Below are 25433 nucleotides of genomic sequence, written 5' to 3'. Positions count from 1 at the left end.
TTACACGTACGCTATCGTGGTATCGATCACGTTTCGGGTGAACCAGGAGGTCTCGATGGGCGACAACAGGGATTACGACGTACTGGTCGTCGGATCCGGCTTCGGCGGCAGTGTCACGGCGTTGCGCCTCGTCGAGAAGGGCTACAAGGTCGGTGTTCTCGAAGCCGGTAGGCGGTTCGAGGACGCCGACTTCGCGGCAACCAGCTGGGATCTGAAGAAGTTCCTGTGGGCTCCGAAGTTGGGATGCTTCGGCATCCAGCGCGTCCATCTCCTGCGCGACTGCCTCATCCTCGCCGGTGCCGGGGTGGGCGGTGGATCGCTCAACTACGCGAACACGCTGTACCAGCCGCCGCGGTCGTTCTTCCAGGACCAGCAGTGGTCCCACATCACCGACTGGCACTCGGAACTGACGCCGTTCTACGAGCAGGCGCAGAAGATGCTCGGTGTCGTGCAGAACCCGCACATGACGCCCGCGGACGACGTCATGAAGTCCGTCGCCGAGGACATGGGCGTCGGACACACCTTCATCCAGACGCCTGTCGGTGTCTTCTTCGGCGACGAGCCGGGCAAGACCGTTCCGGACCCCTATTTCGGAGGGGTGGGCCCGGACCGAGCCGGCTGCATCGAGTGCGGCGAGTGCATGACGGGGTGTCGACACAACGCGAAGAACACCCTGCTGAAGAACTACCTCGGGCTCGCCGAGCGTGCCGGCGCCGACATCGTTCCGATGACCACGGTGACCGACCTGACGCCGCGCCCCGACGGATCCTGGGTCGTCGCCACGCAGCGCACCGGCGCGTACGTGAAGAAGGACCGCAGGACGTACACGGCGGGCCACGTCGTGCTCGCCGCCGGTACCTGGGGCACCCAGCAGTTGATGCACAAGTTCCGGGACAACGGCTCGCTGCCCGGGCTCTCACCCACCGTGGGCCGTCTGACCAGGACCAATTCCGAGTCCATCGTGGGCGCGGGGAAGCTGACGTACGACCCGTCGATCGACCTCACTCGCGGTGTCGCGATCACCTCGTCGTTCCACCCCAGCGAGGACACCCACATCGAGCCGTGCCGCTACGGCAAGGGCTCCAACGCCATGGGTCTGCTGCAGACGCTCATGACCGACGGCGGCGGACGCACACCGCGCTGGCTGAAGTTCCTGGGCGAGGTCGTCAAGAACCCTCTTCGATTCCTGCGCATGATGAACACGCGGCACTGGAGCGAGCGCACCATCATCGCGCTGGTGATGCAGAACCTCGACAACTCCATCACCACCTTCACCAAGCGTGGTCTGTTCGGGCGTCGTCACGTCAGCAGCAAGCAGGGACACGGCGAGCCGAATCCGACGTGGATCCCGATGGGCAACGAGGCCACCCGCCGCATCGCGAAGAAGATCGACGGCATCGCCGGCGGTACGTGGGGAGAGGTCTTCAATATTCCTCTCACCGCCCACTTCCTCGGCGGATGCGTCATCTCGGAGGACGTCGAGAACGGTGTCATCGACCCGTACCACCGCGTGCACAACTACCCGACGCTGAGCATCGTCGACGGATCGTCGGTGTCGGCCAACCTGGGCGTCAACCCGTCGCTGACCATCAGCGCACAGGCGGAGCGGGCAGCATCGCTGTGGCCCAACAAGGGGGAGAAGGACCTGCGTCCAGCGCAGGGGCTGCCCTACGAGCGCATCGAGCCCATCGCTCCCCACAAGCCGTTCGTCCCGGTGCACGCACCGGGCGCGTTGATGCTGCCGATCGTCGAGATCAGGACCCCCTCGTCGCCCACCGTGGCGTCGTCACGCGTCGGTGCTCCCGTCGGTAGCACCGGCGCGGCGTGAGGTCGGGCGCGCTCACTAGAGTGGTGCGCGTGACCGACTCCCAGCCGCAGGATTCCGCCCTCGAGAACACCGATCCGGTACTCGTCGTCGACTTCGGTGCGCAGTACGCGCAACTGATCGCTCGACGCGTCCGTGAAGCTCGGGTGTTCTCGGAGGTGGTGTCCCACACGATGACCGTCGAGGAGATCGCAGCCCGGAATCCGGCTGCCATCGTCCTCTCCGGCGGACCGTCGAGTGTCTACGCAGAGGGTGCTCCCCAGCTCGATCCCGCGCTGTTCGACCTGGGGATTCCCGTGTTCGGCATCTGCTACGGCTTTCAGGCCATGGCGGGGGCGCTCGGTGGAACGGTGAGCCACACCGGGACACGCGAGTACGGCCGCACCGACCTCGACGTGTCCGGCGGAACGCTGCACGACGGACTGCCGTCCACGCAGCCCGTCTGGATGAGTCACGGTGACGCCGTCACCGAGGCGCCGGAAGGCTTCGAGGTGGTGGCCAGCAGCGCCGGGGCCCCCGTGGCCGCGTTCGAGAACCGAGCACGACGGTTGGCGGGCGTCCAGTACCACCCCGAGGTGCTGCACTCCCCGCACGGACAGCAGGTGCTCTCACGGTTCCTGCACGAGATCGCCGGCATCGCGCCGACGTGGACCGCGGCGAACATCGCCGACGCGCTCGTCGACCAGGTCCGAGAGCAGGTCGGCAACGGTCGCGCCATCTGCGGTCTGTCGGGCGGCGTGGACTCCGCGGTCGCGGCCGCTCTCGTCCAGCGCGCCATCGGAGATCGCCTGACCTGCGTCTTCGTCGATCACGGACTGCTTCGCGCCGGCGAGCGTGAGCAGGTGCAGCAGGACTTCGTCGCCGCTACGGGCGCGCGGCTGGTCACGGTGGACGCCGTCGACGTGTTCCTGCGGGAACTCGACGGAGTCACCGACCCGGAGACCAAGCGCAAGATCATCGGCCGGGAGTTCATCCGTGCGTTCGAGGGTGCGGTGACCACGGAGCTCGGTGACACCGCGGCGCAGGGGGAGTCGATCGACTTCCTCGTCCAGGGCACCCTCTACCCCGACGTGGTCGAGTCCGGTGGCGGCAGCGGGACGGCCAACATCAAGAGTCATCACAACGTCGGCGGGTTGCCGGAGGATCTGCAGTTCTCGCTCGTGGAACCGCTTCGACTGCTGTTCAAGGACGAGGTCCGCGCCGTCGGCCGCGAGCTGGGTCTGCCCGAGGACATCGTTGCCCGGCAACCGTTCCCGGGCCCGGGTCTGGCCATCCGCATCATCGGATCCGTCACCCCGGACCGCCTGGAGACCCTGCGCCACGCCGATGCCATCGCACGGGAAGAGCTGACGATGGCGGGTCTGGACTCGCAGATCTGGCAGTGCCCCGTGGTGTTGCTCGCCGATGTGCGCAGTGTCGGTGTCCAGGGCGACGGCCGCACCTACGGGCACCCCATCGTGCTGCGTCCGGTCTCGAGCGAGGACGCGATGACCGCGGACTGGACTCGACTTCCCTACGACGTTCTCGAGCGCATCTCCACTCGTGTCACCAACGAGGTCCGCGAGGTCAATCGGGTAGTCCTCGATGTCACGAGCAAGCCGCCGGGCACCATCGAATGGGAATGACGGTGTCGGCGGCTCGGTCGGTCTAACGGTGGCCGGTGCGTCGTCGGACGGGCGCCAGGACCAGCGCGACCCCCACGACGACGGCGACCACCAGGAGTGTCCAGCCCGACACGAGGCCGGACACGATCGCGGTGGGGTTCGATCCGACGATGGTCGGAACGGCGAGCAGTAGGGCAGCGATCCCTGCGAGTAGCAGAACCAGGGACGGCCGGCGCCTGGTCGTACCGGCCTGTGTCGCGTCGTCGGTCGTCGTGTCATCCACGGTGCACCTCCAGATTTCCCATCGCGGTGTTCGCATCGATTGTGAGAACCGGTCCGTCCGGCCCGTCGGTACCGCCGTCGACACTCGTTCCGTCGCCCATGCAGTCGGTGTTGCCCAGTGCGCTGTCGCAGGTGACGATCACGTTCATCGTCGGCGGGACGATGATCTCGGTGTTGCCCACGGCCTTGTCGACACTGACCGAACGGTCCTCGGTGAGGGTCAGGCCGGTCAGGTCGAGCGAGAAGTTGCCCACTCCCGATTCGTACGTCGGCTGCAGGGCGGCCATCGTCGTGGGTCTGACGTCCACGTTGCCCATGTTCGGTGAGTTCATACCCGAGACGTCGATGTCCGACATGTCGACGAGGGACGACACGAGAACGAAGCCGGCCAGGGGCGCCGCGACGACGAGCAGTCCGTAGCCGCGTCGGGTGAACGCACCGATCAGGAGTCCGGCCCCGACGACGGTCAAGGCCACCGCTCCGACCCTCGGTGCCGTCACGACGGTACTTCCGGTGATCGCTCCGACGGCCACCGTCACAGCCGAGGCGATGATGGCCAGGCCGATCACCGTCGAGGTCAGGTGCGAGGTGTTCTTCGGTCGGACCGCCGGGACGAATGGCTTGCCGGGTTCGGGAAGGTCCCACGCGAACGGCGCGACTCCCAGCGGATCCCACTCCGGCGGTGAGTTCGGATGGACCGGAGCGGTGCCCTCGTCCTTGGACAGCGACACCGGGGCGGCCGTCGGCTCGTACCGGTCGGGGAGCGTCGAGAAGGCAGTCCAGGGCGCGGGATCGGCAGTCGGTCCCGCCAGGTCGGCCGATGACGGTGCATCGGGAGTTCTGCGATAGAGGAAGTACAGGCCGCCGAGCATCGCCAGCGTGGACACCAGTCCGGACCCCATCCCCAACGGACCGACGCTGACCGCGGCGATCACGAGGGCGACCGTCAGGACGACGGCACTGGTGTGCGAATCCGACGTCCGACCGCGTCCGAGCAGCGACTCGGCCGGGGACACGGTGTCACCGCGACGCGGAAGTACCAGCCACGCCGCGAGATACAGCACGATGCCCGAACCGCCGAACAGCGTCGACACGACGAAGGCGACGCGCACCAGGACCGGGTCCACGCGGTAGCGGTGGCCGATGCCGGCAGCGACTCCGGCTCCGGGGCCCTGATCGGACAGACGGACGGGACGAGTGCGCCAGAGTTCGGACAGCTGGGCGGATGCGGTGGCTGTGGTCATGACGACCATCCTGCGTCCCGGGCGGGTCCCGGCACATCGGGGCGAACCCTGATTTCGTGAGGGCTGCAGACGGTCGTATGGGGGTGAACCCTGATACCGCGCGGCACATTTTCGTGTCAGGATCGACGCGTGTCCACCCTGCCCGCACTCGAGCCGTTACCGTCGGCACCTCTGCCGACGCCTGTTCTGACGCGCCGTGCCGCGGGACGCATCGTCGGCGGTGTCGCCGGCGGAATCGCGGATCACCTCGGGGTCGACGTCTTCCGGGTGCGTGTCGTGTTCGCCGTGCTGTGCGCTGCGGCCGGTGCGGGTATCGCCGCCTACGGTCTGCTGTGGGTCTTCACGTCCGCCGGTGACGACGTCCGTAAACCGGATCGCGCGGAGCGTCGACGCGCGTACGGGCTTCTCGTCCTGGGCATCGGCGGCGCCGTCGCCCTGGGGTCGGGTCTGAGCGGCAACTCGTCGACCATCGTGGCCCCCGTCGTCGTCGTCGCTATCGGCGCGACGCTGGTGTGGCGCGAGTTCGACTCCGCCGGTGCGCATTCGGCGGGATCGCCGCGGCCGCGCTCGGCCAGGACCTCGGTCCTGGGGTGGGCGCGCATCGTCTCCGGCGTCACCCTCGTGGTCATCGGACTGTGCGTCGTGGTCGTGGCGCGAGTCGACGTCCAGGCGCTGCGTTCGTCGCTCCTCGCGGTGGTGGTGACTCTGGTCGGCGCGGTCCTGCTCACGGTGCCTCTGTGGATGCGGTTGTGGCGGGCTCTCGGTGAGGAACGGTCGGCGCGTATACGCAACGACGAGCGAGAAGACATCGCCTCGCACCTGCACGACTCCGTGTTGCAGACCCTGGCGCTGATCCAGAAGCAGAGCACCGACTCCGCCGAGGTGCTGAGGCTGGCCAGAAGTCAGGAGCGCGAACTGCGAAAGTGGCTGTTCGGAGGCAGCGAGACCGACCACGCATCGCTCGTGCGGGCGCTGGCCACGATCGCCGGTGAGGTCGAGGACCACTACGGTGTGACCGTGGATCCGGTGACCGTGGGCGACGTCGAACTGGACCAGCCGTCCGAGCGCTCGGGCATCACCCGCGAGGTCTCGACGGCACTGCTGGGAGCCACCCGCGAAGCATTGGTCAACGCTGCCAAGCATTCCGGCGTGATGTCGATCGACCTCTACGTCGAGGCCGGTTGCGATGCGGTGGACGTGTTCGTCCGCGATCGTGGGTGCGGGTTCGATCCCGATTCGGTCTCCGAGGACAGGCAGGGCCTCGCCCGAAGCGTCCGCGCACGCATCGAACGTCGAGGGGGAGCGGTGAACATCAGGTCCGCACCCGGTAAGGGGTCCGAGATCCACATCCGCGTGCCTCGCGACATGGGGGCGACACGTCACGACAGAGAGGAACGTTCCGCGTGAGCTGTCGAGTTTTCCTGGTCGATGATCACGGGGTGTTCCGCTCGGGTGTGCGAGCAGAACTCGCGCGGGAGAAGGACATCGAGGTGGTCGGCGAAGCCGGCGGCGTCGCCGACGCCGTCCGGGGCATCGACGCCACGACGCCCGACGTGGTGCTGCTCGACGTGCACATGCCCGACGGTGGGGGAGTCGCGGTGCTCCAGTCGATCGCCGAGGGCCCGGTCTGCTTGGCGCTCAGCGTGTCCGACGCCGCCGAGGACGTCATCGCGGTCATCCGTGCCGGTGCGCGCGGATACGTCACCAAGACCATCTCGGGGTCCGACCTGGCCGACGCCGTGCGCCGCGTGGCGGGCGGCGACGCCGTGTTCGGGCCTCGTCTGGCCGGTTTCGTGCTCGACTCCTTCACCGGACGCTCGTCGGTGCCGGAGCCACCACTGGATCCGGAGCTCGACTCGCTGACACCCCGGGAACTCGAGGTGCTCCGGCTGCTCGCCCGCGGTTACACCTATCGGGAGATCGCCGAGACCCTCTTCATCTCGATCAAGACCGTCGAGACGCATGCGTCCAATGTCCTGCGGAAGACACAGCAGTCCAACAGGAATGCTCTGACCCGGTGGGCGCACCGTCGGCGCATCGAATGACGCGCGGCACTCTCGCTGCGACGATCGTCGGGCTCGGCGGGATCGCTGTCGGACTGGCTGCCGTCGTGGCGTCATGGGTGGACATCCCGTCGATCCTGGTGGTCGGGCCCGCGTCGTTCGCGCCGATCCTGCTGTGTGCGACCGTCGTCGGGGCCGTGGTCTGCGTCGTCGCACGACGGTGGTTGCTGGCTGCCGTGTCGGCAGTGGTTCTGGCCGTCGCGTCGATCGTGGTGGTGCCGCTGTACGTGCCGGGCGCCGCGGGACTCGCGTCGGCCCAGACGGGCGGCGAGGTGAGGATCATGCAGGCCAACGTCATGCTGGGTCGTGCCGACGCCGGCGCTCTGGTGTCGACGGTGCGTGAGCGTGAGATAGACGTCGTCACCATCGAGGAGATCACGCCGGAGTCGGTGGCGCTCTTCGAGGATGCGGGTCTCGACGAGGCGCTGCCCTACAAGTTCGTGGCTCCCTATCCGGGCGGCGCCGGCGCCGCGATCTACAGCAGATTCCCGGTGTCCAACGGTCGGGAACTGCCGGGTTTCCTGCTCGCCGGCGTCACGGTCGATCTCGATGTGGGTGCGGCGCAGCCTCTTCGCGCCTACGCGGTGCATCCGATCCCGCCCTATCCCACTCCGACGCCGGTGTGGGCGTCGGAGTTGGACCTCGTCGCCGACGAGATGTCGGCCGCGGCGTCACGTCCTGGCAGCGTCGTGATCGGCGGCGACTTCAACTCCACGCATGCGCACTCGCGGTTCCGGAACCTGTTGTCCGACGGGTGGGTCGACGCCGCGGACGCCGTGGGTGCCGGTGTTCTGCCGACCTATCCGATGGACAAGTGGTACCCGCCCGTCGTCGGTATCGACCACGTCGTGGTGCGCGACGCGGGTGTGCGATCGCTCGACGTCGTGGACATCGCCGGGTCGGATCATCGGGGGCTGATCGCCGCCGTCACCGTCCCGACCATGCCCTGACCTCTCCGTCCCGGGGTTACAGGACGAGGACGAGCACGATCAGTAGGAGCAGGACGACGCCGCCGATCGCCAGGTAGAGGGGCAGGCCGGCGGGCGGAGTGACCTTTTTCGGCGCCTTCGTCTCGAAGGCGGGCGGCGAGTACGTCGGGCGCTGAGTCGGGGCGGCGGAATCGGTGGGCGACGCTGCGGTGGGACGCGGAACCCGGTCGAGCGGTGTGGCGGTGTCGGCAGCCGGAAGTCCGGTCATGGTGCGGCCGTGGATGCGTTCGCCGCGACGCGAGGTGCCCGGAACCCGTGAGCCCCGCAGAGCCCAGAACGGAACCTGACCGTCGGCGGCGCGCAACGGCTGGTTGATCACGGAGGTGGCACTGCCGTTCTTGCCGACGGCGAGGGTGACGAAGCGGGTGCGCACCTCGGCCATCGTGGGTCGACGAGCCGGGTCGGGTTCGAGCATGTGCAGCAGAGTCGCCGTCATCGTCCCGCTCTTGCGCGGCGGGATGATGCGTCCGCCCGCGACGCGGTGCAGGAGGGCGATGGAGTCCGCGTCGACGCCGAAGGGCGGCTGTCCCTCCGTCGCCGTGTACAGCGTGGCGCCGAGGGAGAAGACGTCGCTGGCCTCGGTGGGGTCACCGCCTCGCGCTACCTCCGGCGCGAAGTAGGCGGGGGTGCCGGTGATGACGGCGCTGTTCTCCTCGTGCGTGTCGGTTTTCGCGCGGGAGATGCCGAAATCACTGATCTTGACCATGCCCAGCGCGCTGCCGCGGTCGGCGACGAGAATGTTGCCGGGCTTGATGTCGCGATGGACGATGCCGGCGGCGTGTGCGGCGGTCAGCGCATCGGCGATCTGCGCGCCGATCTGGATGACCTCGTCCGGGGGAAGTGTCTCGGCGATGTTGAGTGCCATCGCGAGGCTGCGGGCAGGCAGGTACTCCATGATCAGCCACGGCTCACCGCTGTCGAGGGCGACGTCGTGCATGGCGATCGCGTGCGGGTTGTTCAGCTGGGCGGCCATGCGGCCTTCGCGCATGGCGCGTTCACGGATCTCGCGAGCCTCGTCGGGCGAGAGGTCGACGGTGGAGGTGGCCTGTTTGACGGCCACCTTGCGGCTCAGGAGAGTGTCCCCGGCCAGCCAGACGGCACCCATTCCGCCGCCACCGAGCTTGGAGTCCAGACGGTAACGCCCGGCGAGAAGGTAGTCGGGTCCGATGACCGGTCGCGCACGCCGGGAGCCGGCCACCGCTCCGTTGGGCTGCTCTTGGTCCGTCACGATGTTCGAGGTTATCGGACACGTCGACGAAGCGATGGTCGGGGCTGTCACCTGCAGGTTTCCAGGCGTCTTGACGTGTGAACCGGCAGGGGCTTTACTGGAGTTCGTTCGAAAGTATGTTCGAATTCTCGGTCTTCCCCCGGGGTCTCGATTGTCCCGACCTGGGAGTGCGTATGCCTGTTTCCGTTGATTTCGAAGGTCTCGAGGGCCTGTCCCGCAGCGAGCGTATCGAGATGCTGCGACGTCGTATCCACTCGACGCCGCCGTCGGCTTCGGCGCAGCCGACTCCCGCGCAGCCGGTCAGCCTCACCGCCACGGCCGCCGCCCCTGAACGCGAGCCTGCCCCGAGGCGCGTGCGTCCCGTGCTCCCGGTGCCGGCAGCGTTGTCGGCGCTGCTCCCCGAGGGCGGTCTGGCGCGCGGGTCGGTGGTGTCGGTGTCGGGAGCGGGGTCGCTCCTGCTGGGCATCCTCGCCGCGGTCACCGGGTCCGGTCGACACGCCGCCGTCATCGGTCTGCCTCGGCTGGGTCTGCTGGCCGCGTCGGAGATGGGTGCGCAACTGCACCGCGTGGCGCTGGTTCCTGATCCTGGACCCGATCCGGTGGAGGTCGCGGCCGTCCTGCTCGACGGTATCGACCTGGTGGTGCTCGGGCTGGGTGGCAGCGCGGTTCCGCCGTCGCGAGCTCGTGCCGTGGTCGCCCGTGCCCGCAACAAGGGTGCGACGCTGATCGTCACCGACGGTCGGTGGGACGGGGCCGAGTTGCGGCTCGATGCCCGGATCGACGGCTACGACGGGCTCGGGTCGGGTGCCCGCACGGGACACGGCCGGGTGCGCGCGGTACATCTCGGTGTCGAGGTCCAGGCCCGCGCGTCGCGTCCACGCCGTGGCCGGTTGACGCTGACGTCGACGGGTTCCGGCGTCGAGTGGGGAACGAAGGCCGATCCTGTTCTCGAAGCCCTGCCATCATGACCAGCCCTGCTGCCGCTCGGCGCAGCCGAGTCCTGGCGGTGTGGTGCCCCGACTGGCCGGCCGTGGCAGCGGCGGCCGCAGCCGATATTCCGGCGTCGGCCCCGGTGGCCGTCGTGTCGGCGAACCGGGTCGTCGCCTGTTCGGCGACGGCGCGGACCGAGGGCGTCCGCCGCGGTGCGCGCCGACGTGAATCGCAGGCCCGATGCCCGGAACTGTATGTGGCACGGGCCGATCCGGATCGTGATGCTCGTCTGTTCGAACCGGTCGCGTCCGCGGTGGACGAGGTGGTGCCCGGTATCGAGGTACTGCGTCCGGGGCTCCTGCTGCTGTCGGCGCGCGGTGCGGCGCGGTACTTCGGGTCCGAGGAGGCCGCGGCGGAGAGGCTCGTGGACACGGTCGCCGCGGTCGGCGTCGAGTGCCAGGTGGGAATTGCCGACGAGGTGAGCACCGCGGTGATCGCGGCGCGTCACGGCGCCGTCGTTCCGCGGGGCAGCGGTGCACAGTTCCTCGCGCCGCTCCCGGTGTCCGAGCTGTCCGCCGAGCCGTCTCTCGCCGCTCCGGACCGGATCGAGCTGGTGGATCTGCTGATCCGGCTCGGACTGCGCACCGTCGGAGACTTCGGCGCGCTGTCGCCCGTGGACGTCGCTTCGCGCTTCGGCACCGACGCAGTCCTCGCTCACCGCAGCGCGCGAGGTGAGCCGGAACGTCCACCGTCGGCACGCGTGCTTCCGCCCGACCTCGATGTCGAGTACCTCTGCGATCCACCGATCGATCGTGTCGACGCCGCAGCCTTCGCCGGCCGCGCCCTGGCGGAGAAACTGCACGTCACTCTGTCGGCAGCCGCGGTGGCGTGTACCCGGTTGCTGGTGCAGGCCAGCACCGCCAACGGCGAGCACCTCTCGCGCACGTGGCGGTGTGCCGAGCCGCTGACTCCGGAAGGCACCGCGGATCGAGTGCGGTGGCAGCTGGACGGGTGGCTCACCGGCCGCGCCGCGAACAAGCCCACCGCCGGCATCGTGGTGCTGCGTCTCGAGCCGGTGGAGGTGGTGTCGGCGGGGGCGCTGCAGTTGGGGTTGTGGGGCGGTGTCGGCGACGAGGACGAGCGCGCCCGACGCGCTCTGGTGCGCGTTCAAGGCCTGCTGGGCGGCGACGCCGTGCAGGTGGGTGTTCTCAGTGGTGGTCGCGGGCCGGGGGAGCGCGTGACGATGCTTCCGTGGGGTGACGAGCCGATTCCCGACGCCGACCCCACCGCGCCGTGGCCGGGCCGACTTCCGTCGCCGTCACCGTCGGCACTGATGCCGACGCGTCCGGAGATCACGGTGTCCGACGCGTCGGGAATCGCGGTGCAGGTCACCGAGCGCGGCATGTTCGACCGTGTGCCCACGCGGGTCGACTGGGGTTCTCGCAGTTGGACTCTGCACGGGTGGGCGGGTCCGTGGGCGGCGGACGAGCGGTGGTGGGATCTGGGTGCGACGTCGACGGCTCGACAGGTTGCGCGGGCGCAGGTGCTGCTCGAGGACACCCGGGCGCTCCTGGTGTTGCACGACAGTGGACGCTGGTTCGTGGAAGGGATCTACGAATGACGGCGGAACGGGCACGCGAGAGGGTCGGCGAGGCCACGATCCTGCATGCGGACCTGGATTCCTTCTATTCCTCCGTCGAGCAGCGCGACGACCCGTCGTTGCGCGGGCGGCCGGTCATCGTCGGCGGCGGAGTGGTCCTCGCCGCCAGCTACGAGGCCAAGGCATACGGGGTCAAGACCGCGATGGGTGGACGTCAGGCCCGTGCGCTGTGTCCACAGGCCGTGGTGGTGCCGCCCCGGATGAGCGCGTACTCGCAGGCGAGCAAGGACGTCTTCGCAGTGTTCGAGAACGTCACCCCGCTCGTCGAGGGCATCTCCATCGACGAGGCCTTTCTCGACGTCACCGGCCTCGCGCGGCTGTCGGGATCCCCGTCCGACATCGCCCGCGACCTGCGCCGCACCGTCGCCGAGGACGTCGGACTGCCCATCACGGTAGGCGTGGCGCGCACCAAGTTCCTGGCGAAGATCGCCAGTGCCGTCGCCAAGCCCGACGGCCTGCTGGAGGTCCCGCCCGACCGCGAACTCGAGTTCTTGCACCCACTGCCCGTGGAGCGGATGTGGGGAGTCGGCCGGGTCACCGCGGACAAGTTGCACGCTCAGGGAATCCGCACGATCGGAGAGTTGGCCGCGCACCATCCGGGCGCACTGGCATCCGTCCTGGGGACGGCTGCAGGGAGTCATCTGCACGCACTGTCCCACGGCATCGACGCCCGCCGAGTCAGCACCGGGCGGAGTCGTCGCTCCGTCGGAGCTCAGCATGCTCTGGGGCGTCGGCACAAGGACCCGGCGGACATCGACGCGGCTCTGGTCGCCCTGGTCGACCGCGTCACCTATCGGATGCGTAAGGGAGACCGAGCCGGACGCACCGTCACGCTGCGTCTGCGCTTCGACGACTTCACCCGCGCGACGCGATCGACCACCCTGACACGCGCGACCGCGGACACCCACCTCGTTCTCACCGCTGCTCGGTCACTGCTCGCAGCATCGATGTCGACGATCACGATGCAGGGTCTGACTCTGGTCGGCGTTGCTGTGTCCAATCTGGAGGACGGTTCGGCGCACCAACTGGAACTGCCGTTCGGTCCCGCGGAGGACGAGCATCCGACGATCGACCGAACGGCCCTGGACAACGCGCTGGACGGCGTGCACCGGAAGTTCGGGTCGTCGGCAGTGACACGCGGGGTCCTGCTCGGGCGCGAGGAGCGTCCCTCGGTGCCCATGCTCCACGACCAGTAGCGTGGACGGTCTATGAACATGACCGACGGTGTGGTGAACGTTGACGGGGTACTGCTGCACTACCGGGATTCCGGTGGCGAGGATGTACTGGGCGTTCCCGTCGTCCTCGTGCACGGCATGGGCGGCGACGGCGGAACGTGGAACACGTTCGCCCGCAGACTGATTCGTCGGGGTCGACGCGTCGTGGTACCGGATCTGCGTGGGCACGGCCGCAGCGGCCGCGCCCCGAGCTACCTCTTCGAGGAGTTCGGCCGCGACATCGAAGCGCTGATCGACCACCTGTCCCTGTCTCGCGTCGACATCGTCGGGCACTCGCTGGGCGGCCATGCAGCAACGCTGGTGGCGCAGCGGAGACGGTCCGTCGTACGCAAGCTGGTCGTCGAGGAAGCGCCGCTACCGATCCGGCCGGGCGACGCTGCACCGTCGATCGCGACCAGGTTTCCCTCCGCCCGCGAACTGCTGCACGCCACGACCAGTGCGATCCGTCATCCGCGCGCTGTCCTGGCATTCGACCGTTCGATGACGTCGTCGGCGTTGGCGCAGTTCCGTGCACCCGACGCGCGGTGGTGGGAAGCGTTGGGAGACATCGATGCCGACGTCCTGCTCGTCGTGGGAGGGCCGACCGGGATGGTGGACCGGACCCGGCTCGCCGCGATGACTGCACGGCTGGCGCGGAGCCGTGTCGTCGCCGTGGACAGTGGGCACAGTGTGCACCGCGATCGCGCGGACGACTTCGATGCTGCAGTCGGGCCGTTTCTCGCCGCGGACTGACACGGGCGGTCGATCGCTGTGACGCGGTCCAGACCTCGTCGACTTCACCCCGCGCGGGGCATCGCCGTCGCTACGGTCGTCGCCATGACGAGCCCCGAGAAGTTCACTCCGACACGGCGAGACGCGGCACTGGCGGCGTGGGCCTCGATGTATGCGGTGTCCGAGCTCAGCCTCATCCGCACGACCGGGCAGGGTGGGGCCGCCTACGCGCAACTCCAGGTGTGCCCGTCGGGCGCTCGGTACCGGGCCGTCGTCGAGAACATGAGCCCGCGGGCTGCGCGAGAGCTCACCAACGGATATCACGCCAACTTCCACCACCCCGTGCTCTACGCCAAGGCGCTACGCATGGGCGCAGTGCGGCTGGCGGAACTGGTGCCCGTGTCACCGACGCTGCGCCGCGTACTCGTGGCCGCGCCGGCCGTCGCGGCGACGGCGGACATCACCGAGAACGTCGTCAACCTCTACATCCACGAGGACGTCGCCCGCATCACCGACACCACTGCGCGGGTGTCCAGCGTGCTGAGCGTCGTCAAGTGGACAGGCACGGTCGGGCCACTGATCTACATGACGACGCAGTTCGTGCCGTTCTGGTTCCGGGCAGTCGCGGCGCGGTTGTCCCGACGCTGACGCCGACAGACCGACACCCGGGGAGGGGTGCGGTTATCTTCGAGGGATGCGCACCCCCCGTCCGGCAACGGCACTGTCTCTGCGCAGCCGTATCCGCCTGCTGACGGTCAGTGTCGCGGCACTGGCGGTGGCGATCTGTTCGGTCGTGATCTACATGGTCACCGAGGACGCGTTGCGCACCCAGCTCTCCGATCGCGTCGGTCGTGACGCCGACAAGCTGATCGAGAGCGATTCCTCGGGCCTCTCGCCCGCCGCCTTCGGGTTCGCCGCCGGCACGGGCGCCAGCCGGAGCTTTCTGCGCGTCGGTGTGGTCAGCGCCGACGGTGACGTCTACTCCGCCACCGGCACCTTCGAACCGTTCGCCACCTCGGACGGGGTGCTCGAGGCACCCGTCGCGTCGGTGGTCTCGGGCGAGACCGACCGCATCGTCACGGATCTGAACGGCTACGCCGTGGCCATCGAAAAGGCGCCCAGTGGGTCGACCGTGCTGGTCGCCGAGTCGTACGACTCGCTGTCGGGGGTGCTGTCGGGTCTGCTCGTCATCTTCGTCACGGTCGGTGGGGCGCTGGTGATCGTGGCCGGGATGGCGGGGTACCTCGTCGCGATGACGGGACTACGACCGGTGGGTCGACTGACCCGCGCCACCAGACGCATCACCGAAACGGGAGATCTGAGCCCCGTCGACGTCGCGGGAGACGACGAGTTGGCGCATCTCGCCGATCGCTTCAACGACATGCTGGCCGCGCTGACGCGCTCACGGCAAGCGCAGAACCACCTCATCGTCGACGCGGGCCGTGAACTGCTCGCCCCGTTGACGGCGTTGCGTACCAACATCGAGCTACTGATCGAACTCGGCGAGCCAGGCCGAACAACGGTACCGCTCGACCCGGAGGCCGTCGATCAGCTGCGCCGCGACATCGTCGATCAACTCGACGAAGTGGCGCAGCGCATCCACCGCCTGGTCGACGATGCGCGTGAGGCTCACACACAGGAGGCGTAGGAGGCCGGCGGGCGTCCCACCAGTGCCGTGAACGCGCGGATCAGGTGGCTCTGATCCGAGTACCCGAGCACTGCGGCCAGCGCCGCCCAGTCGACCGGTCCGCCCGCGTGCGCCGCCGCGGCGACGTCGAGCAGACGGAACCGCTGCACGACCCATTTCGGTCCGACGCCGACGTACTCGGTGAACTGACGCTGCAGCGTGCGCAGACCGACGCCGGACAGTGCGGCGAGGTGGTCGGCGCGCGTGATCGACGGATCCGCCTCGGCCAGCTCGACCAGCCGAGCGATCTCGGATGCGACGGGGTCCGGCGGTGGGCACCGCTCGACGAGCCAGCGATCGAGGATGTGCGCGGCCGTGACGATGTCGACGGAGGGATCGAGGAGGCGAGCAGCCACCTCGGCGTCGTCCGCTCCGCATGCAGGAAAACCGGTCACCTCGCCCACGGGAACGATCCGGTCGGTGAGATCACGAACTTCGCCGCCGAGGAACGGCCGGAATCCGCCGGGCCGGAACGCCGCCGCGACGGTGCGCCCCTGCCCGGTGAGGCGCCGTTCGAACCGGCTCCGCATGACACCGTTGACCAACAGACGCGGACGGCCGTCGTGCACTTCCGCGGTGAGGTGCACGACCGGCCGCGGAACGACCTCCTGCACATGGGGTTCGGGACAATCCCAGACCACGGACCACATGTAGTCGACGAATCCGGAGATCACCGGCGACGGTCCCACTCGGCCGACGTCGATGCGTTCGACGGCGCGTGCCGGGTGCAGAATGCCGGCACGAGCGCGCGCTTCTCCACGCTCGAGCGAGAGATCGCGGTCGTCCGACACGTCACGAAGCATAGGCAGGTGCAGTGACGCGTTTGTCCAATCCGAACGACGAACGGTGGACGACGATTGCGGTCATGACGACACGACTCGCGATGATGACGCTCGACTGCGCCGAGGTGGCACCGGTGGCGCAATTCTGGTCCGCGTTCCTCGGCTGGACACAGGTGATGGGAGACGGCGAGAACTACGCCACGCTGGCCGGACCGGACGGTGGAGCGGTACTCGGCTTCGGAAAGGTCGATCACTATCAGCCGCCCGCGTGGCCGAACGAAAACGGCAGCAAGCAGTTCCACTTCGACGTCGCGGTCGACGACATTCCCGCCGCCGAGGCTCGTGCGATCGAGCTGGGTGCAGCCCTCGTCGACCCTCAGCCGGGGGAGACGTGGCGAGTGCTCCGGGATCCGGCGGGCCATCCGTTCTGCTTGACGGATGCCGCCAACTGGGGCTGACGCCCCCCGTGGTCGACTGGGTCGGAACCGTTCCCGACCCTGAAGGACTACATCGTGGCCATCACTGCACTGCTCGACCTGCGTCTCGACCCCGCGCGCCTGGAGGAATCCCTCCGGATCATCGACGAGACCCTCGTCGCCACGCGCGCCTTCGAGGGCTGCCTCGGCGTCGAGGTCACCGCTGACGTGAAGGATCCCGCCCACATCGTGATCGTCGAGAAGTGGGCGAGCGCCGAGGCCGACGCCGCCTATCGGGCGTTCCGTCAGACGCCGGAGGGCAAGAGCGAGCTGGGATCCATCGTCGTCGCCGCTCCTGTACTGACGGTGTTGGCTCCGGTCGGCGACTGACCGTCAGTCCCGCCACACGGCGGCGTCGACGAGGGCGAGCTTGTCGGGTGAGCGGATCATGTCGATCCGGTTCACCCGACCGCTCGCCGACACGTCGAAGGACACCACCCCGACCAGGAGGTCCCCGACCGACAACGTGAGACCGTTGCGTCCGTTCACTCGGCACGGGTGCAGCCGAAGGGAGTCGCCGACCTTCGCGGCGATACCCAGGAGGAACCGCGCCACGTGATCGGCGCCCGTCACCGGCCGGCGGGCTGCCGAGACGGCCCCGCCGCCGTCGCTGATCAGGACGACATCGGGATCCAGCGTCGTCAGCAGGTCGGCCAGGACGCCGGTGCCGGCGGCGCGCGTGAAGGCACGGACGGCGTCCGCGTGCAGATCGGCGGGGACGTCGAAGCGGGACGTCCCGTCCGCGACGTGTCGCCGTGCGCGGGACGCCAACTGCCGCACAGAAGTCGGCGTCCTCCCGACGATGCGGGCCACCTCGTCGAACGGAACGCCGAACAGGTCGTGCAGAACCCATGACGTGCGCTCCGCGGGCGACAACGCTTCCAGCACGACCAGGAGGGCGAAGCGTACGGACTCGTCCAGAGTGACGCGGTCGGAGGTCGCGTCGACCGAGTCGACCAGCGGTTCGGGCAGCCACGGGCCGACGTACGTTTCTCGCCTTACACGTGCCGAGCGCAGCACGTCGAGGGCGGCTCTGGACACGGCGACGACCGCCCACGCTTCGACGTCGAGAATCGGTGACGACGCGTCGGCGCCCATCAGTTTCGGCCAGCAGTCCGAGACGACATCCTCGGCGTCGGCGTGCGAACCCAGGACGGCGTAGGCGATCCGGACCAGTCGGGGCCGTATCCGGACGTACTCCTCGGTGACGGTCACCGGGAAGGCGCGACGTCGCGAGCGAGCCATTGCTCGAAGGTCTCCACCCCCTGCGGCCCACCCGGTGCCGGGAGCAGGCCACCGTTCGCCATGCCGCGGCCACCGGCACCCGGAAGTCGCAGAGGAACGACCAGTCGCCGCGATCCTCGTGCGCGGAGCACCCGGCGGGCCAGATCGGGTTGGTACTCCGGCTGGGGTCCCGCGAATTCGACGACGGCCGAGAGTGGTTGCGCGACTGCGAGGTCGACAATATGCGCGGCGACCTCCGCGACACTGACGGGCTGACTCCGCATCGTCGGGATCATCGCGATCGGGCCGGGAGTCATCGCCAGAGCCTGATCGGTGAACTCGTGGAACTGGGTGGCCCGCAGGATGGTCCACGGCACCGCGGACTCCCGAACCAGTTTCTCCTGCAGGCGCTTACCAGCGTAGTAGCCGTAGTCGACTCGATCACATCCCACGATCGACAGCGCCACGTGGTGGCCGATTCCAGCACGTTCCCCGGCGCGGAGCAGTGTCGTGGTGACGGCGCCGAAGAAGGCTTCGGACTTGCTTGCGGACATCGTCGTGACATTGGAGGCGTCGATCACCGCGTCGACACCGGCCAGCGCGTCGTCGAGTTCCGGGGTCGGCCGAGTGAGGTCGATACCGACGGACCGTGCCAGGACTACCGGGGTGTGGCCCAGTGTCCGTAGGCGATCGACCACCAGTCGCCCCGCCGCACCCGTTCCGCCCGCAACCGCAATTCGCATGGCCCCATCCTTCCGTCATGAGGGCGCCTGATGGAACCCATCAGAGGGAAGGACGAGGCGACGGGGCGGAACGTGACATTCACCAGCTCGCGCCGGGTACCCATCGTCCGGCGCGACGGATCGCGCGGGGAAGGCGGAACTCGCGTCCGGCCTTCTTCGGCGCCCGTGGACCGGACGACCACGAACTGGTGTCCGTGCTGCCCTTCGCCGCTGCGCTGTCCGGGTACGCCTTGTAGTACGACGCCAGGACACGGTCCTTTGAGCGTGGCATCAGCAGGTTGCCCCATTCGGCGGCAGTGCCGGTGGGGACGTCGATGCGCTTCGGCTTCTCGATCAGGGCGCGCATGACCATCGCCGCGGCCTTCTCGGGTGTCTCGACCTTGTTGACGTTCTTGTTGCCCGTCGGCGCGATCATCGGGGTGTCCACCAGCGGCATGTGGATGGTGGTGAAGGAGATACCGTCGGCGAGAGTTTCGGAGGCGGCGACGGAGGTGAACGCGTCGAGCGCAGACTTGCTCGCGACGTACGCCGCGAAGCGCGGCGGGTGGCTCTGCACCGATGCACTGCTGATGTTGACCACGTGGCCGAACTTGCGTTCCCTCATGTGGGGGAGCAGCGCCAGGATCAGGCGCAGAGCGCCGAAGTAGTTGACCGCCATGGTGCGCTCGAAGTCGTGCAACCGGTCGGTCGAGAGCGTCAGCGAGCGCCGGATGGACCGTCCGGCATTGTTGACCAGCATGTCGACGTGGCCGTGGTCGGCCAGGATGGCGGACACCGTCTCTGCCACCGACGCGTCGTCGGTGATGTCGCAGACGTAGCCGTGTGCCTCCGCACCCGTGGCGCGTATCTCGTCCACCACCGTCGTCAACTTGTCGCCGTCGCGGGCGACGAGGATGACCCGTGCGCCCTTGCGGGCCGCCGCGAATGCCGACGCCTTGCCGATGCCCGACGATCCGCCGGTGATCACGACGTGACGCCCCACCAGTGGTCCCGCGGGATCGTCGCGACGAGCGCGATAGGGATCGAGGTGCGCGCGCCAGTACGACCAGAGAACGGGCGCGTAGTCCCGTAGTGGCGGAACCTCGATCATGTTCGTGCCCAGGGCTTCCCGCGTGCGGGTGGAGTCGAACCGCGTCGGCAACGTCAGATGCTCTGCCATGACAGGGGGGATGTCGTAGTTCTCGAACACCGAATCCCGTGCGGCCGCAACGTGCTTGTTGGTCGAGCGCAACAACGGCGTGACGACGGCACCGGGGATGCTGCCGACGGCACGAGGAGCGCCGGCGGCGTCGGCCAGAGCCGAATAGACCTCGCGCATCGGCTGCGGGCGGGGGTTGACCAGGTGGAAGGCGCGACCGTCGAGACCTGGTGTGTGCACCAGGGCGACGAGCGCATCGGCGACGTAGTCGACGGGGACGATGTTGGTCGCGCCCAGAGCCGGCACTGTCATCGGGAGCAGCGACGGTAGCTCGGCCAGCAGCGAGATCAGCCGGAACAGGTAGTACGGGCCGTCGATCTTGTCGATCTCGCCGGTTCTCGAATCGCCGACGACCGCAGCCGGCCGATAGACCCGCCATGTCAGGCCCGGCGTCTCCCGGACGACCTTCTCCGCCTCGAATTTCGTGCGGTGATACGGCGTCGGAAAGCCTTGTCCGCGGTCGAAGTCGTCCTCGGTGAACGTGCCCCGGAAGTCGCCCGCGACCGCGATGGACGACACGTGGTGCAGGGTGGCGCCGAGTGACCGAGCGAGTTCGGCGACAGCGGCCGTTCCCTGCACGTTGGTCGACTCCTGTTCCTCGCCGGCGGTCAGGTCGTAGATCGCGCCGAGGTGGATCACGTGGTCGACCGCTGTCAGCGCGGACAGTGCCGACTCGTCGATGCCGAGGCCGGGTCGCTCGAGATCGCCGATCAGCGGGCGAACGCGGTGACCGGAGGACTCCGCGACGCCGCTCAGGCGGTGTTCCGAGGTCGGTCGCACGAGAACGTGGACCACAGCGTCTGCGTCTCGTTCGACCAGACGGCGCACTACGGCCCGGCCGAGGAATCCTGTGCCACCGGTGACCACGTAAGAACTCATGCGCGGACCTTACCGCGGAGTAAGTACCGGCGGTATCAGTGACCGATGCCGACTTTTTCGTGCACCTTCTTCATCCACGCCGGTGCCCACCAGTTGGCCTCTCCCATGAGCTTGACCAGCGACGGGACCAGCAGCATACGGATGATCGTGGCGTCGATGATCAACGCCAGAATCATGCCGACACCCAGGAATCGCATGATGGACAGTCCGGACATCGAGAACGCCCCCGTCACGATGATCAGGATCAACGCCGCCGCCGTCACGATGCGTCCGGTCCGCTGGGCGCCGATCAGCACCGCCTCCTCGGTGGTGGCGCCGGCGGTGCGGGCCTCCACCATGCGGGACATCAGGAACACCTCGTAGTCGGTGGACAGCCCGAACACGACAGCGAGGATGAGAACCACGAAGGTAGCCTCCAGCGGTGCCGGTGTGACGCCGAGCAGGCCCGCCCCGTGACCCTCCTGGAAGATGAACGTCAGAGCTCCGAACGTCGCCGCCATGCTCAGTCCCGCCATCGCGACCGCCTTGATCGGCAGCACCACCGAGCCGAACGCCAGGAACAGCAGAATCAGTGTCGACACCACCATGATGGTGAGCATCACCGGCAGCCAGCTCACGATGGCGTTGTTGCCGTCCAGGACCAGGGCCGCCGCACCGCCCACCGTCAGGTCGGTTCCGTCGGGTGCCGGGATCGCGCGGAGTTGCTGCACCACTTCCTGTTGCGCCTCCTGGGACACGTCCGAGGAGAAGGTCGCGTTGATGACCACGAAGTCGCCGCTGGCCGTACCGAACTGGACGTTGGCGATCCCGCTCACCGCGCGCGCAGCCGTCGTGACTGCATTGATGGCGGGACCGTCCGGCCGCGCCGACTCTCCGTCCAACACGATGGTGGCGCTGTCGCCGGTGCTGCTGAAGTCGGAGGACAGGGTCTCGAACGCGATACGCGCGGGATCGTCGGCGGGGAGCGCGGTGTAGGACACCTCGCCCAACTGGGCCTTGACCAGCGGTGCGGCAACGACCAGCAGGCCGACGATGATCAGGGTGGCGACAGTGATGGGGCGCTTCATCACCTTCGTGACGACGCCGCCCCAGAACTTGTGGGCGCGTGCATCTCCGCGATCCGAGGCGGTCCTCGACCAGGTGATGGCATTGATGCGGTGACCCAGCATGGCCAGGACGGCCGGTACAGCCGTCAACGACAGCAGAGCCGCACATCCGACGGCCGCCATCGCGCCGAAGCCGAGGGATCTGATGATGGCCTGCGGGAAGACGAGCATCCCCGCGAAGGCGCAGATGAGCAGCAGACCGGAGAAGACGATGGTGCGCCCGGCGGTGAGCATCGTGCGCCGTGCGGCCTCGTGGGACGTGGCTCCGCCCCTGAGTTCCTCGCGGAACCTGCTGACGATGAAGAGGCCGTAGTCGATGGCGAGTCCGAGACCCAGCAGGCTGGCGACGTTGACGGCGAAGGAACTGATCTCGGTGAACGTGGTGAAGATGCGCAGGACTGTCAGCGCGCCGGCCACCGACAGCGCTCCCACGATCACGGGGACTGCGGCGGCCACGACGCCGCCGAAGATGACGACCAGAAGAATCAGCGTGATCGGGATGGCGATGATCTCGGCGCGGACCAAGTCTTCCTGGAGCTGGGTGTTGAAGGAGACGCCGGCGACGGAGGCGCCCGCGAACTGCGTGTCGATGCCGGCGACCTCCAGCTTGGGGAGCAACTCCGAGAACGACGCGACGGTGATGCCGCTGGCGTCGCCGAGGGTGACGGTCGCGAGTCCCTTCGTGCCGTCCTTGCTCTCCAGGAACGGCTTCTGCACCGGTCCGGCCGTCCAGTAGGAGGTGATGTCGTTCGGACCCACCTCCGCCCGGAACGCGTCGAGCACCGGCGTGACGTCCGCGCCGATGTCGTCGAGCGTGCGGCCGTCGGGCGCGGAGTAGATGACGATGATGTCCGGGGCGGCGGTTCCCAGGCCCTGGATCTGTCGGGCGACCTGCACGGCCTCGCTGCCGGGATCCTCGTATCCGCCCTGGCTGAGGCTGCCGAAGACCCCGAGTCCCCACGTGGCGCCTGCCAGAACGATGACGATCGCGGCGGTCAGGACCCACCGTGCCCGCGACACCACGAACGAAGCCCAGCGAGTCACAGAAAATCCCCTATGTGGTCGTGCCGATCGGTCGTCGACGTCAGACAAACCCTAGTGACTGTTCTCGAGGAAACTCTGTGGGAGCGCTCGACCGGCGTGTGGTCCTGGACTCACCGAGCCTGCGTGAGGGACGTGGTGTCCACCTCGACTGCAGACGGCGGGCGTAGCGCCGTGACCGTCGCCCACCCCCGCGCGACCAGGCCGGCGTCGCTCTCGTCGTCGTCGGCTGCCGCGATGGCGTCGAAACGCACGGTCACGAATTCGTCGTCCTTCTCACCGATCTCGGCCTGGACCGCGCCGAAGGCGGCGAGCTCTGCCGACCGGACGCCGCGGAGGTCCGACGGGGGGACCGGCGGGATGTTGACGTTGAGCACCCACTCGGAGGACCGATGCTCCAGGAACCACTCGAGTGTCTGCCGCGCCACCAGCCGCGCGGTGTCCCACGTCGTCACGTCGGTCCTCGCCTCGTGCGCCACCCTGTCGTGGATGTCCGGCGGCGCTGCGAGCGAAGCGGTGTCCAGGCCCGCCAGTGAGAAGGCCATCGACGGAACGCCGTGGGTGAGCGCCGTCAGAGCGGCGCCGACGGTTCCCGAATGCAGGACGGCCGACCCGGTGTTGGGTCCGTGGTTGATGCCGGACAACACGACATCGGGGCGCGGACCGAAGGCGCCGCGCGTCGCCACGAAGGCGACCATGGCCGGCGACGCCTGCACCGCGTAGGCGTCGACATCGAGATCGGCGACGGCGGCACGCGAGAAGACGAGCTGGTCACGATTCTGCAGCGCCGACAGCGAGGCACTGGCGCCGCTGCGTTCCTCGTGAGGTGCGGCGACCACGACGTTGAGTCCGGCGTCGACGGCCACCCGGGCGAGTACCGCGATGCCGTGGCTGTCGATGCCGTCGTCGTTGGTGATGAGTGCGAGCACGTCGATGTCCTCCTGCGGTGAGTAATCAGGGCCGGAAGGGTCTGACGTCCACCGCGGCGGTGAGAGTCTCGACCAGCCCCAGCTGTCCTGTACCCAATCCCTTGCGGGTCACGTTCGCCGTTCCCGCTGCACCGCCCAGCCGCAGCGCTTCCTCCATCGACTTCCCGCGGGCCAGTGCGGTGGCGATGCCGGCGCTCATCGAGTCGCCGGCGCCGTGGTGATCGGTCTGCTCGAGGCCCGGTGTCACCACTTCGAGGACGACTCCGTCGACCAGCGCGAGCGCCGGATCGGCGGCTCGGGACAGGACGACGGTGTCGGCGCCCTCGTCGTGCAGTGCCCGCATCGCGTCGATCAGGGCATCCGGGTCGTCGGAGTCGGCGCGGCCGTCCTCGATCAGGTCCTCGTGGCTCATCTTCAGCACGGTGAGGCCACCCTGCAGCGCTGCCGTCATCGTGGGGCCGGACAGATCGGCCACGACGGGCTTGCCCAGTGACCGGAAATCCGAGGCGAGTCGACGGTAGAAGTCGGCAGGGACGACGGATTCGGTGTGCGGTCCACCGAGCAGGACGATGTCGGACGACGCGCCGCACTCGAGCGTGATGCCGTACAGGTCGTCGAGAGCGTGCCGTGGCAGGTGCGGGGGATCGACGGTCGCGACCTCGGTGCGCTCACCGTCGCGTCGATCATGGATGTAGGAACCGGACTCGTGGCCGATGTCGATGGCCCGCACGGTGATGCCCTCGCGGTGGATCAGGTCGCGCAGCACTCCACCGCTCTCGCCACCGAACGCGCCCGTGAGCGTCACGTCCATGCCGAGGTTGGTGGCCATGCGGGCGATCCAATGTCCCTGGCCACCGGCGTGGATGTGCAGTTCCTGGTCGCCGTTGGGGGCTGTGTCCACGGTGATGGTCAGCAGCGGGGACGGCGCGAAGACGGTGGCTGTAGGCGCATGGTCGTCGGTGGGCGTCGGAGAAGCGGTGGGGAACATCGCAGCTAATTGCCCGATTAGTCCGGTTCTCAAACCCGGAGAACGGTCAGCTGCCGAAGGCCTCCGCAAGGTCGTCGAGCGACGGGAAAGCCGGTTCCGGTGCTGCCTCCGGCACCGTGATCACCGTCGACGCCTGCTGGACCGTGTACACGGTCCAGGGCAACACCGTGGCCATGTACTCCGCGAAGCCGGGGTAGTCGGACACCCACATCGCCTCGGTCGTGTCGCCGTCGCGGAGCGCGCAGGTGGCCAGCACGACGTACGAGCCGGGAGGCGCGTCGGACACCGTCTGGGTCGACGTGCCGGGTTCGATGTCGCCGCTGTCGTAGAGGGTCTGACCGGGTCCGAGAATGTCCTCCAGGGGCGGCAGAACACCGCCCGGTGCGGGTGCCAACGACGTGGCGCAGCTGAGGGTGCCGTCTGCAGCGGAGGTGATGGTGTCGGTGACGGACGTGCCGTCGACAGCGAACGCGTACGTGACGTCGGTGGGTTCCGCCGCGGCTGCGAGACCGGGAGTGGCGAGGGCCAGAGGGATCACGGCTGCTGCGGCGAGAATGGTGCGGGTGAGCATTCGCACGGCATGTCCTTGTCATCGTCGATGGTCGCTTC

At 68.5% G+C, this 25433-nt stretch carries 24 protein-coding genes; 13 read left to right on the top strand and 11 right to left on the bottom strand.

What is annotated here, in order from left to right; translation table 11 throughout:
• Positions 1-55: 55 nt before the first annotated feature.
• Together AC0IX4_RS17965 and guaA are read left to right on the top strand one after the other, a co-directional pair.
• Positions 56-1828 carry a GMC family oxidoreductase N-terminal domain-containing protein gene (locus AC0IX4_RS17965; RefSeq protein ID WP_056072460.1) on the top strand — a complete coding sequence of 591 codons (1773 nt, stop codon included), beginning with the start codon at positions 56-58 and terminating at the stop codon, positions 1826-1828.
• 29 nt (positions 1829-1857) lie between these two features.
• On the top strand, positions 1858-3450 hold the full coding sequence (guaA, locus tag AC0IX4_RS17960) for a glutamine-hydrolyzing GMP synthase (RefSeq protein ID WP_056072457.1): 1593 nt from the start codon (positions 1858-1860) through the stop codon (positions 3448-3450).
• A 22-nt stretch (positions 3451-3472) separates the two neighbouring features.
• Here guaA and AC0IX4_RS17955 read toward each other — a convergent pair whose 3' ends face one another.
• Entirely contained in the window at positions 3473-3712 is a 240-nt protein-coding gene (locus tag AC0IX4_RS17955; protein WP_471830243.1) for a hypothetical protein, read from the bottom strand.
• On the bottom strand, positions 3705-4955 hold the full coding sequence (locus tag AC0IX4_RS17950) for a PspC domain-containing protein (protein ID WP_471830242.1): 1251 nt from the start codon (positions 4953-4955) through the stop codon (positions 3705-3707). Before AC0IX4_RS17950 ends, AC0IX4_RS17955 begins: the two co-directional genes overlap by 8 nt.
• A gap of 138 nt (positions 4956-5093) precedes the next feature.
• Here AC0IX4_RS17950 and AC0IX4_RS17945 point away from each other — a divergent pair, with 138 nt between their 5' ends.
• The 3 genes from AC0IX4_RS17945 to AC0IX4_RS17935 are packed head-to-tail and all read left to right on the top strand — an operon-like array spanning position 5094 to position 7968.
• Complete coding sequence (locus AC0IX4_RS17945; protein WP_471830312.1) at positions 5094-6362, top strand: PspC domain-containing protein; 1269 nt, start codon at positions 5094-5096, stop codon at positions 6360-6362.
• Positions 6359-7000 carry a response regulator gene (locus tag AC0IX4_RS17940; RefSeq protein WP_042573103.1) on the top strand — a complete coding sequence of 214 codons (642 nt, stop codon included), beginning with the start codon at positions 6359-6361 and terminating at the stop codon, positions 6998-7000. Before AC0IX4_RS17945 ends, AC0IX4_RS17940 begins: the two co-directional genes overlap by 4 nt.
• On the top strand, positions 6997-7968 hold the full coding sequence (locus tag AC0IX4_RS17935; RefSeq protein ID WP_471830241.1) for an endonuclease/exonuclease/phosphatase family protein: 972 nt from the start codon (positions 6997-6999) through the stop codon (positions 7966-7968). Before AC0IX4_RS17940 ends, AC0IX4_RS17935 begins: the two co-directional genes overlap by 4 nt.
• Before the next feature lie 16 nt (positions 7969-7984).
• On the opposite strand, the gene AC0IX4_RS17930 is transcribed toward AC0IX4_RS17935, so the two are convergent.
• On the bottom strand, positions 7985-9235 hold the full coding sequence (locus AC0IX4_RS17930) for a serine/threonine-protein kinase (RefSeq protein WP_471830239.1): 1251 nt from the start codon (positions 9233-9235) through the stop codon (positions 7985-7987).
• A gap of 173 nt (positions 9236-9408) precedes the next feature.
• Here AC0IX4_RS17930 and AC0IX4_RS17925 point away from each other — a divergent pair, with 173 nt between their 5' ends.
• The 6 genes from AC0IX4_RS17925 (at position 9409) to AC0IX4_RS17900 (ending at position 15419) form a co-directional block, all read left to right on the top strand.
• Positions 9409-10203 carry a hypothetical protein gene (locus tag AC0IX4_RS17925; protein WP_471830237.1) on the top strand — a complete coding sequence of 265 codons (795 nt, stop codon included), beginning with the start codon at positions 9409-9411 and terminating at the stop codon, positions 10201-10203.
• The gene (locus tag AC0IX4_RS17920) at positions 10200-11786 is read left to right on the top strand and encodes a DNA polymerase Y family protein (protein WP_471830236.1); all 1587 of its coding nucleotides are present in this window, start codon (positions 10200-10202) and stop codon (positions 11784-11786) included. The genes AC0IX4_RS17925 and AC0IX4_RS17920 overlap by 4 nt, the downstream gene beginning before the upstream one ends.
• Complete coding sequence (dinB, locus tag AC0IX4_RS17915; protein ID WP_471830235.1) at positions 11783-13021, top strand: DNA polymerase IV; 1239 nt, start codon at positions 11783-11785, stop codon at positions 13019-13021. Before AC0IX4_RS17920 ends, dinB begins: the two co-directional genes overlap by 4 nt.
• A gap of 12 nt (positions 13022-13033) precedes the next feature.
• Positions 13034-13792: an alpha/beta fold hydrolase gene (locus tag AC0IX4_RS17910; RefSeq protein WP_471830233.1), complete on the top strand. Its 759-nt coding sequence runs from the start codon at positions 13034-13036 to the stop codon at positions 13790-13792.
• An 84-nt stretch (positions 13793-13876) separates the two neighbouring features.
• Positions 13877-14419 (top strand): hypothetical protein, encoded by a 543-nt coding sequence (locus tag AC0IX4_RS17905; protein ID WP_471830231.1) that lies wholly within the window; start codon positions 13877-13879, stop codon positions 14417-14419.
• A 46-nt stretch (positions 14420-14465) separates the two neighbouring features.
• Positions 14466-15419 (top strand): HAMP domain-containing protein, encoded by a 954-nt coding sequence (locus AC0IX4_RS17900; RefSeq protein WP_471830230.1) that lies wholly within the window; start codon positions 14466-14468, stop codon positions 15417-15419.
• Here AC0IX4_RS17900 and AC0IX4_RS17895 read toward each other — a convergent pair.
• Positions 15401-16249 carry a DUF6597 domain-containing transcriptional factor gene (locus tag AC0IX4_RS17895; protein ID WP_471830228.1) on the bottom strand — a complete coding sequence of 283 codons (849 nt, stop codon included), beginning with the start codon at positions 16247-16249 and terminating at the stop codon, positions 15401-15403. The genes AC0IX4_RS17900 and AC0IX4_RS17895 overlap by 19 nt on opposite strands.
• 74 nt (positions 16250-16323) lie before the next feature.
• On the opposite strand from AC0IX4_RS17895, the gene AC0IX4_RS17890 reads away from it, so the two are divergent.
• A complete protein-coding gene (locus AC0IX4_RS17890; RefSeq protein ID WP_471830226.1) occupies positions 16324-16698 on the top strand; it encodes a VOC family protein in 375 nt (124 codons plus the stop codon).
• Positions 16699-16752: 54 nt separating this feature from the next.
• On the top strand, positions 16753-17046 hold the full coding sequence (locus AC0IX4_RS17885) for a putative quinol monooxygenase (protein ID WP_042573111.1): 294 nt from the start codon (positions 16753-16755) through the stop codon (positions 17044-17046).
• Between the two features lie 3 nt (positions 17047-17049).
• Here AC0IX4_RS17885 and sigJ read toward each other — a convergent pair whose 3' ends face one another.
• The 7 genes from sigJ to AC0IX4_RS17850 all read right to left on the bottom strand — a co-directional run bounded on the left by sigJ (position 17050) and on the right by AC0IX4_RS17850 (position 25395).
• Positions 17050-17961, bottom strand: coding sequence for an RNA polymerase sigma factor SigJ (gene sigJ / locus AC0IX4_RS17880; protein ID WP_471830225.1), 912 nt, complete (start codon positions 17959-17961; stop codon positions 17050-17052).
• Positions 17928-18683, bottom strand: coding sequence for an SDR family oxidoreductase (locus tag AC0IX4_RS17875; protein WP_042573113.1), 756 nt, complete (start codon positions 18681-18683; stop codon positions 17928-17930). Before AC0IX4_RS17875 ends, sigJ begins: the two co-directional genes overlap by 34 nt.
• Before the next feature lie 79 nt (positions 18684-18762).
• Entirely contained in the window at positions 18763-20760 is a 1998-nt protein-coding gene (locus AC0IX4_RS17870) for an SDR family oxidoreductase (protein ID WP_471830223.1), read from the bottom strand.
• Between the two features lie 35 nt (positions 20761-20795).
• Positions 20796-22910 (bottom strand): MMPL family transporter, encoded by a 2115-nt coding sequence (locus tag AC0IX4_RS17865; protein ID WP_471830221.1) that lies wholly within the window; start codon positions 22908-22910, stop codon positions 20796-20798.
• Positions 22911-23020: 110 nt separating this feature from the next.
• Entirely contained in the window at positions 23021-23836 is an 816-nt protein-coding gene (gene surE, locus AC0IX4_RS17860) for a 5'/3'-nucleotidase SurE (protein ID WP_471830219.1), read from the bottom strand.
• Positions 23837-23861: 25 nt separating this feature from the next.
• Positions 23862-24824: a 1-phosphofructokinase family hexose kinase gene (locus AC0IX4_RS17855; RefSeq protein ID WP_471830217.1), complete on the bottom strand. Its 963-nt coding sequence runs from the start codon at positions 24822-24824 to the stop codon at positions 23862-23864.
• A gap of 46 nt (positions 24825-24870) precedes the next feature.
• Entirely contained in the window at positions 24871-25395 is a 525-nt protein-coding gene (locus AC0IX4_RS17850) for a hypothetical protein (RefSeq protein ID WP_471830310.1), read from the bottom strand.
• Positions 25396-25433 lie beyond the last annotated feature (38 nt).

The sequence above is a fragment of the Rhodococcus sp. AC861 genome, assembly GCF_979256035.1.
This window is presented reverse-complemented; position numbering and strand designations above follow the sequence as displayed.

Coding starts and splice junctions, on each gene's coding strand:
- AC0IX4_RS17965 (WP_056072460.1), top strand. CDS start 56: ATGGGCGACAACAGGGATTACGACGTACTGGTCGTCGGATCCGGCTTC.
- AC0IX4_RS17950 (WP_471830242.1), bottom strand. CDS start 4,955: ATGACCACAGCCACCGCATCCGCCCAGCTGTCCGAACTCTGGCGCACT.
- AC0IX4_RS17935 (WP_471830241.1), top strand. CDS start 6,997: ATGACGCGCGGCACTCTCGCTGCGACGATCGTCGGGCTCGGCGGGATC.
- AC0IX4_RS17925 (WP_471830237.1), top strand. CDS start 9,409: ATGCCTGTTTCCGTTGATTTCGAAGGTCTCGAGGGCCTGTCCCGCAGC.
- AC0IX4_RS17920 (WP_471830236.1), top strand. CDS start 10,200: ATGACCAGCCCTGCTGCCGCTCGGCGCAGCCGAGTCCTGGCGGTGTGG.
- dinB (WP_471830235.1), top strand. CDS start 11,783: ATGACGGCGGAACGGGCACGCGAGAGGGTCGGCGAGGCCACGATCCTG.
- AC0IX4_RS17910 (WP_471830233.1), top strand. CDS start 13,034: ATGAACATGACCGACGGTGTGGTGAACGTTGACGGGGTACTGCTGCAC.
- AC0IX4_RS17905 (WP_471830231.1), top strand. CDS start 13,877: ATGACGAGCCCCGAGAAGTTCACTCCGACACGGCGAGACGCGGCACTG.
- AC0IX4_RS17900 (WP_471830230.1), top strand. CDS start 14,466: ATGCGCACCCCCCGTCCGGCAACGGCACTGTCTCTGCGCAGCCGTATC.
- AC0IX4_RS17890 (WP_471830226.1), top strand. CDS start 16,324: ATGACGACACGACTCGCGATGATGACGCTCGACTGCGCCGAGGTGGCA.
- sigJ (WP_471830225.1), bottom strand. CDS start 17,961: ATGGCTCGCTCGCGACGTCGCGCCTTCCCGGTGACCGTCACCGAGGAG.
- AC0IX4_RS17875 (WP_042573113.1), bottom strand. CDS start 18,683: ATGCGAATTGCGGTTGCGGGCGGAACGGGTGCGGCGGGGCGACTGGTG.
- AC0IX4_RS17870 (WP_471830223.1), bottom strand. CDS start 20,760: ATGAGTTCTTACGTGGTCACCGGTGGCACAGGATTCCTCGGCCGGGCC.
- AC0IX4_RS17855 (WP_471830217.1), bottom strand. CDS start 24,824: ATGTTCCCCACCGCTTCTCCGACGCCCACCGACGACCATGCGCCTACA.
- AC0IX4_RS17850 (WP_471830310.1), bottom strand. CDS start 25,395: ATGCTCACCCGCACCATTCTCGCCGCAGCAGCCGTGATCCCTCTGGCC.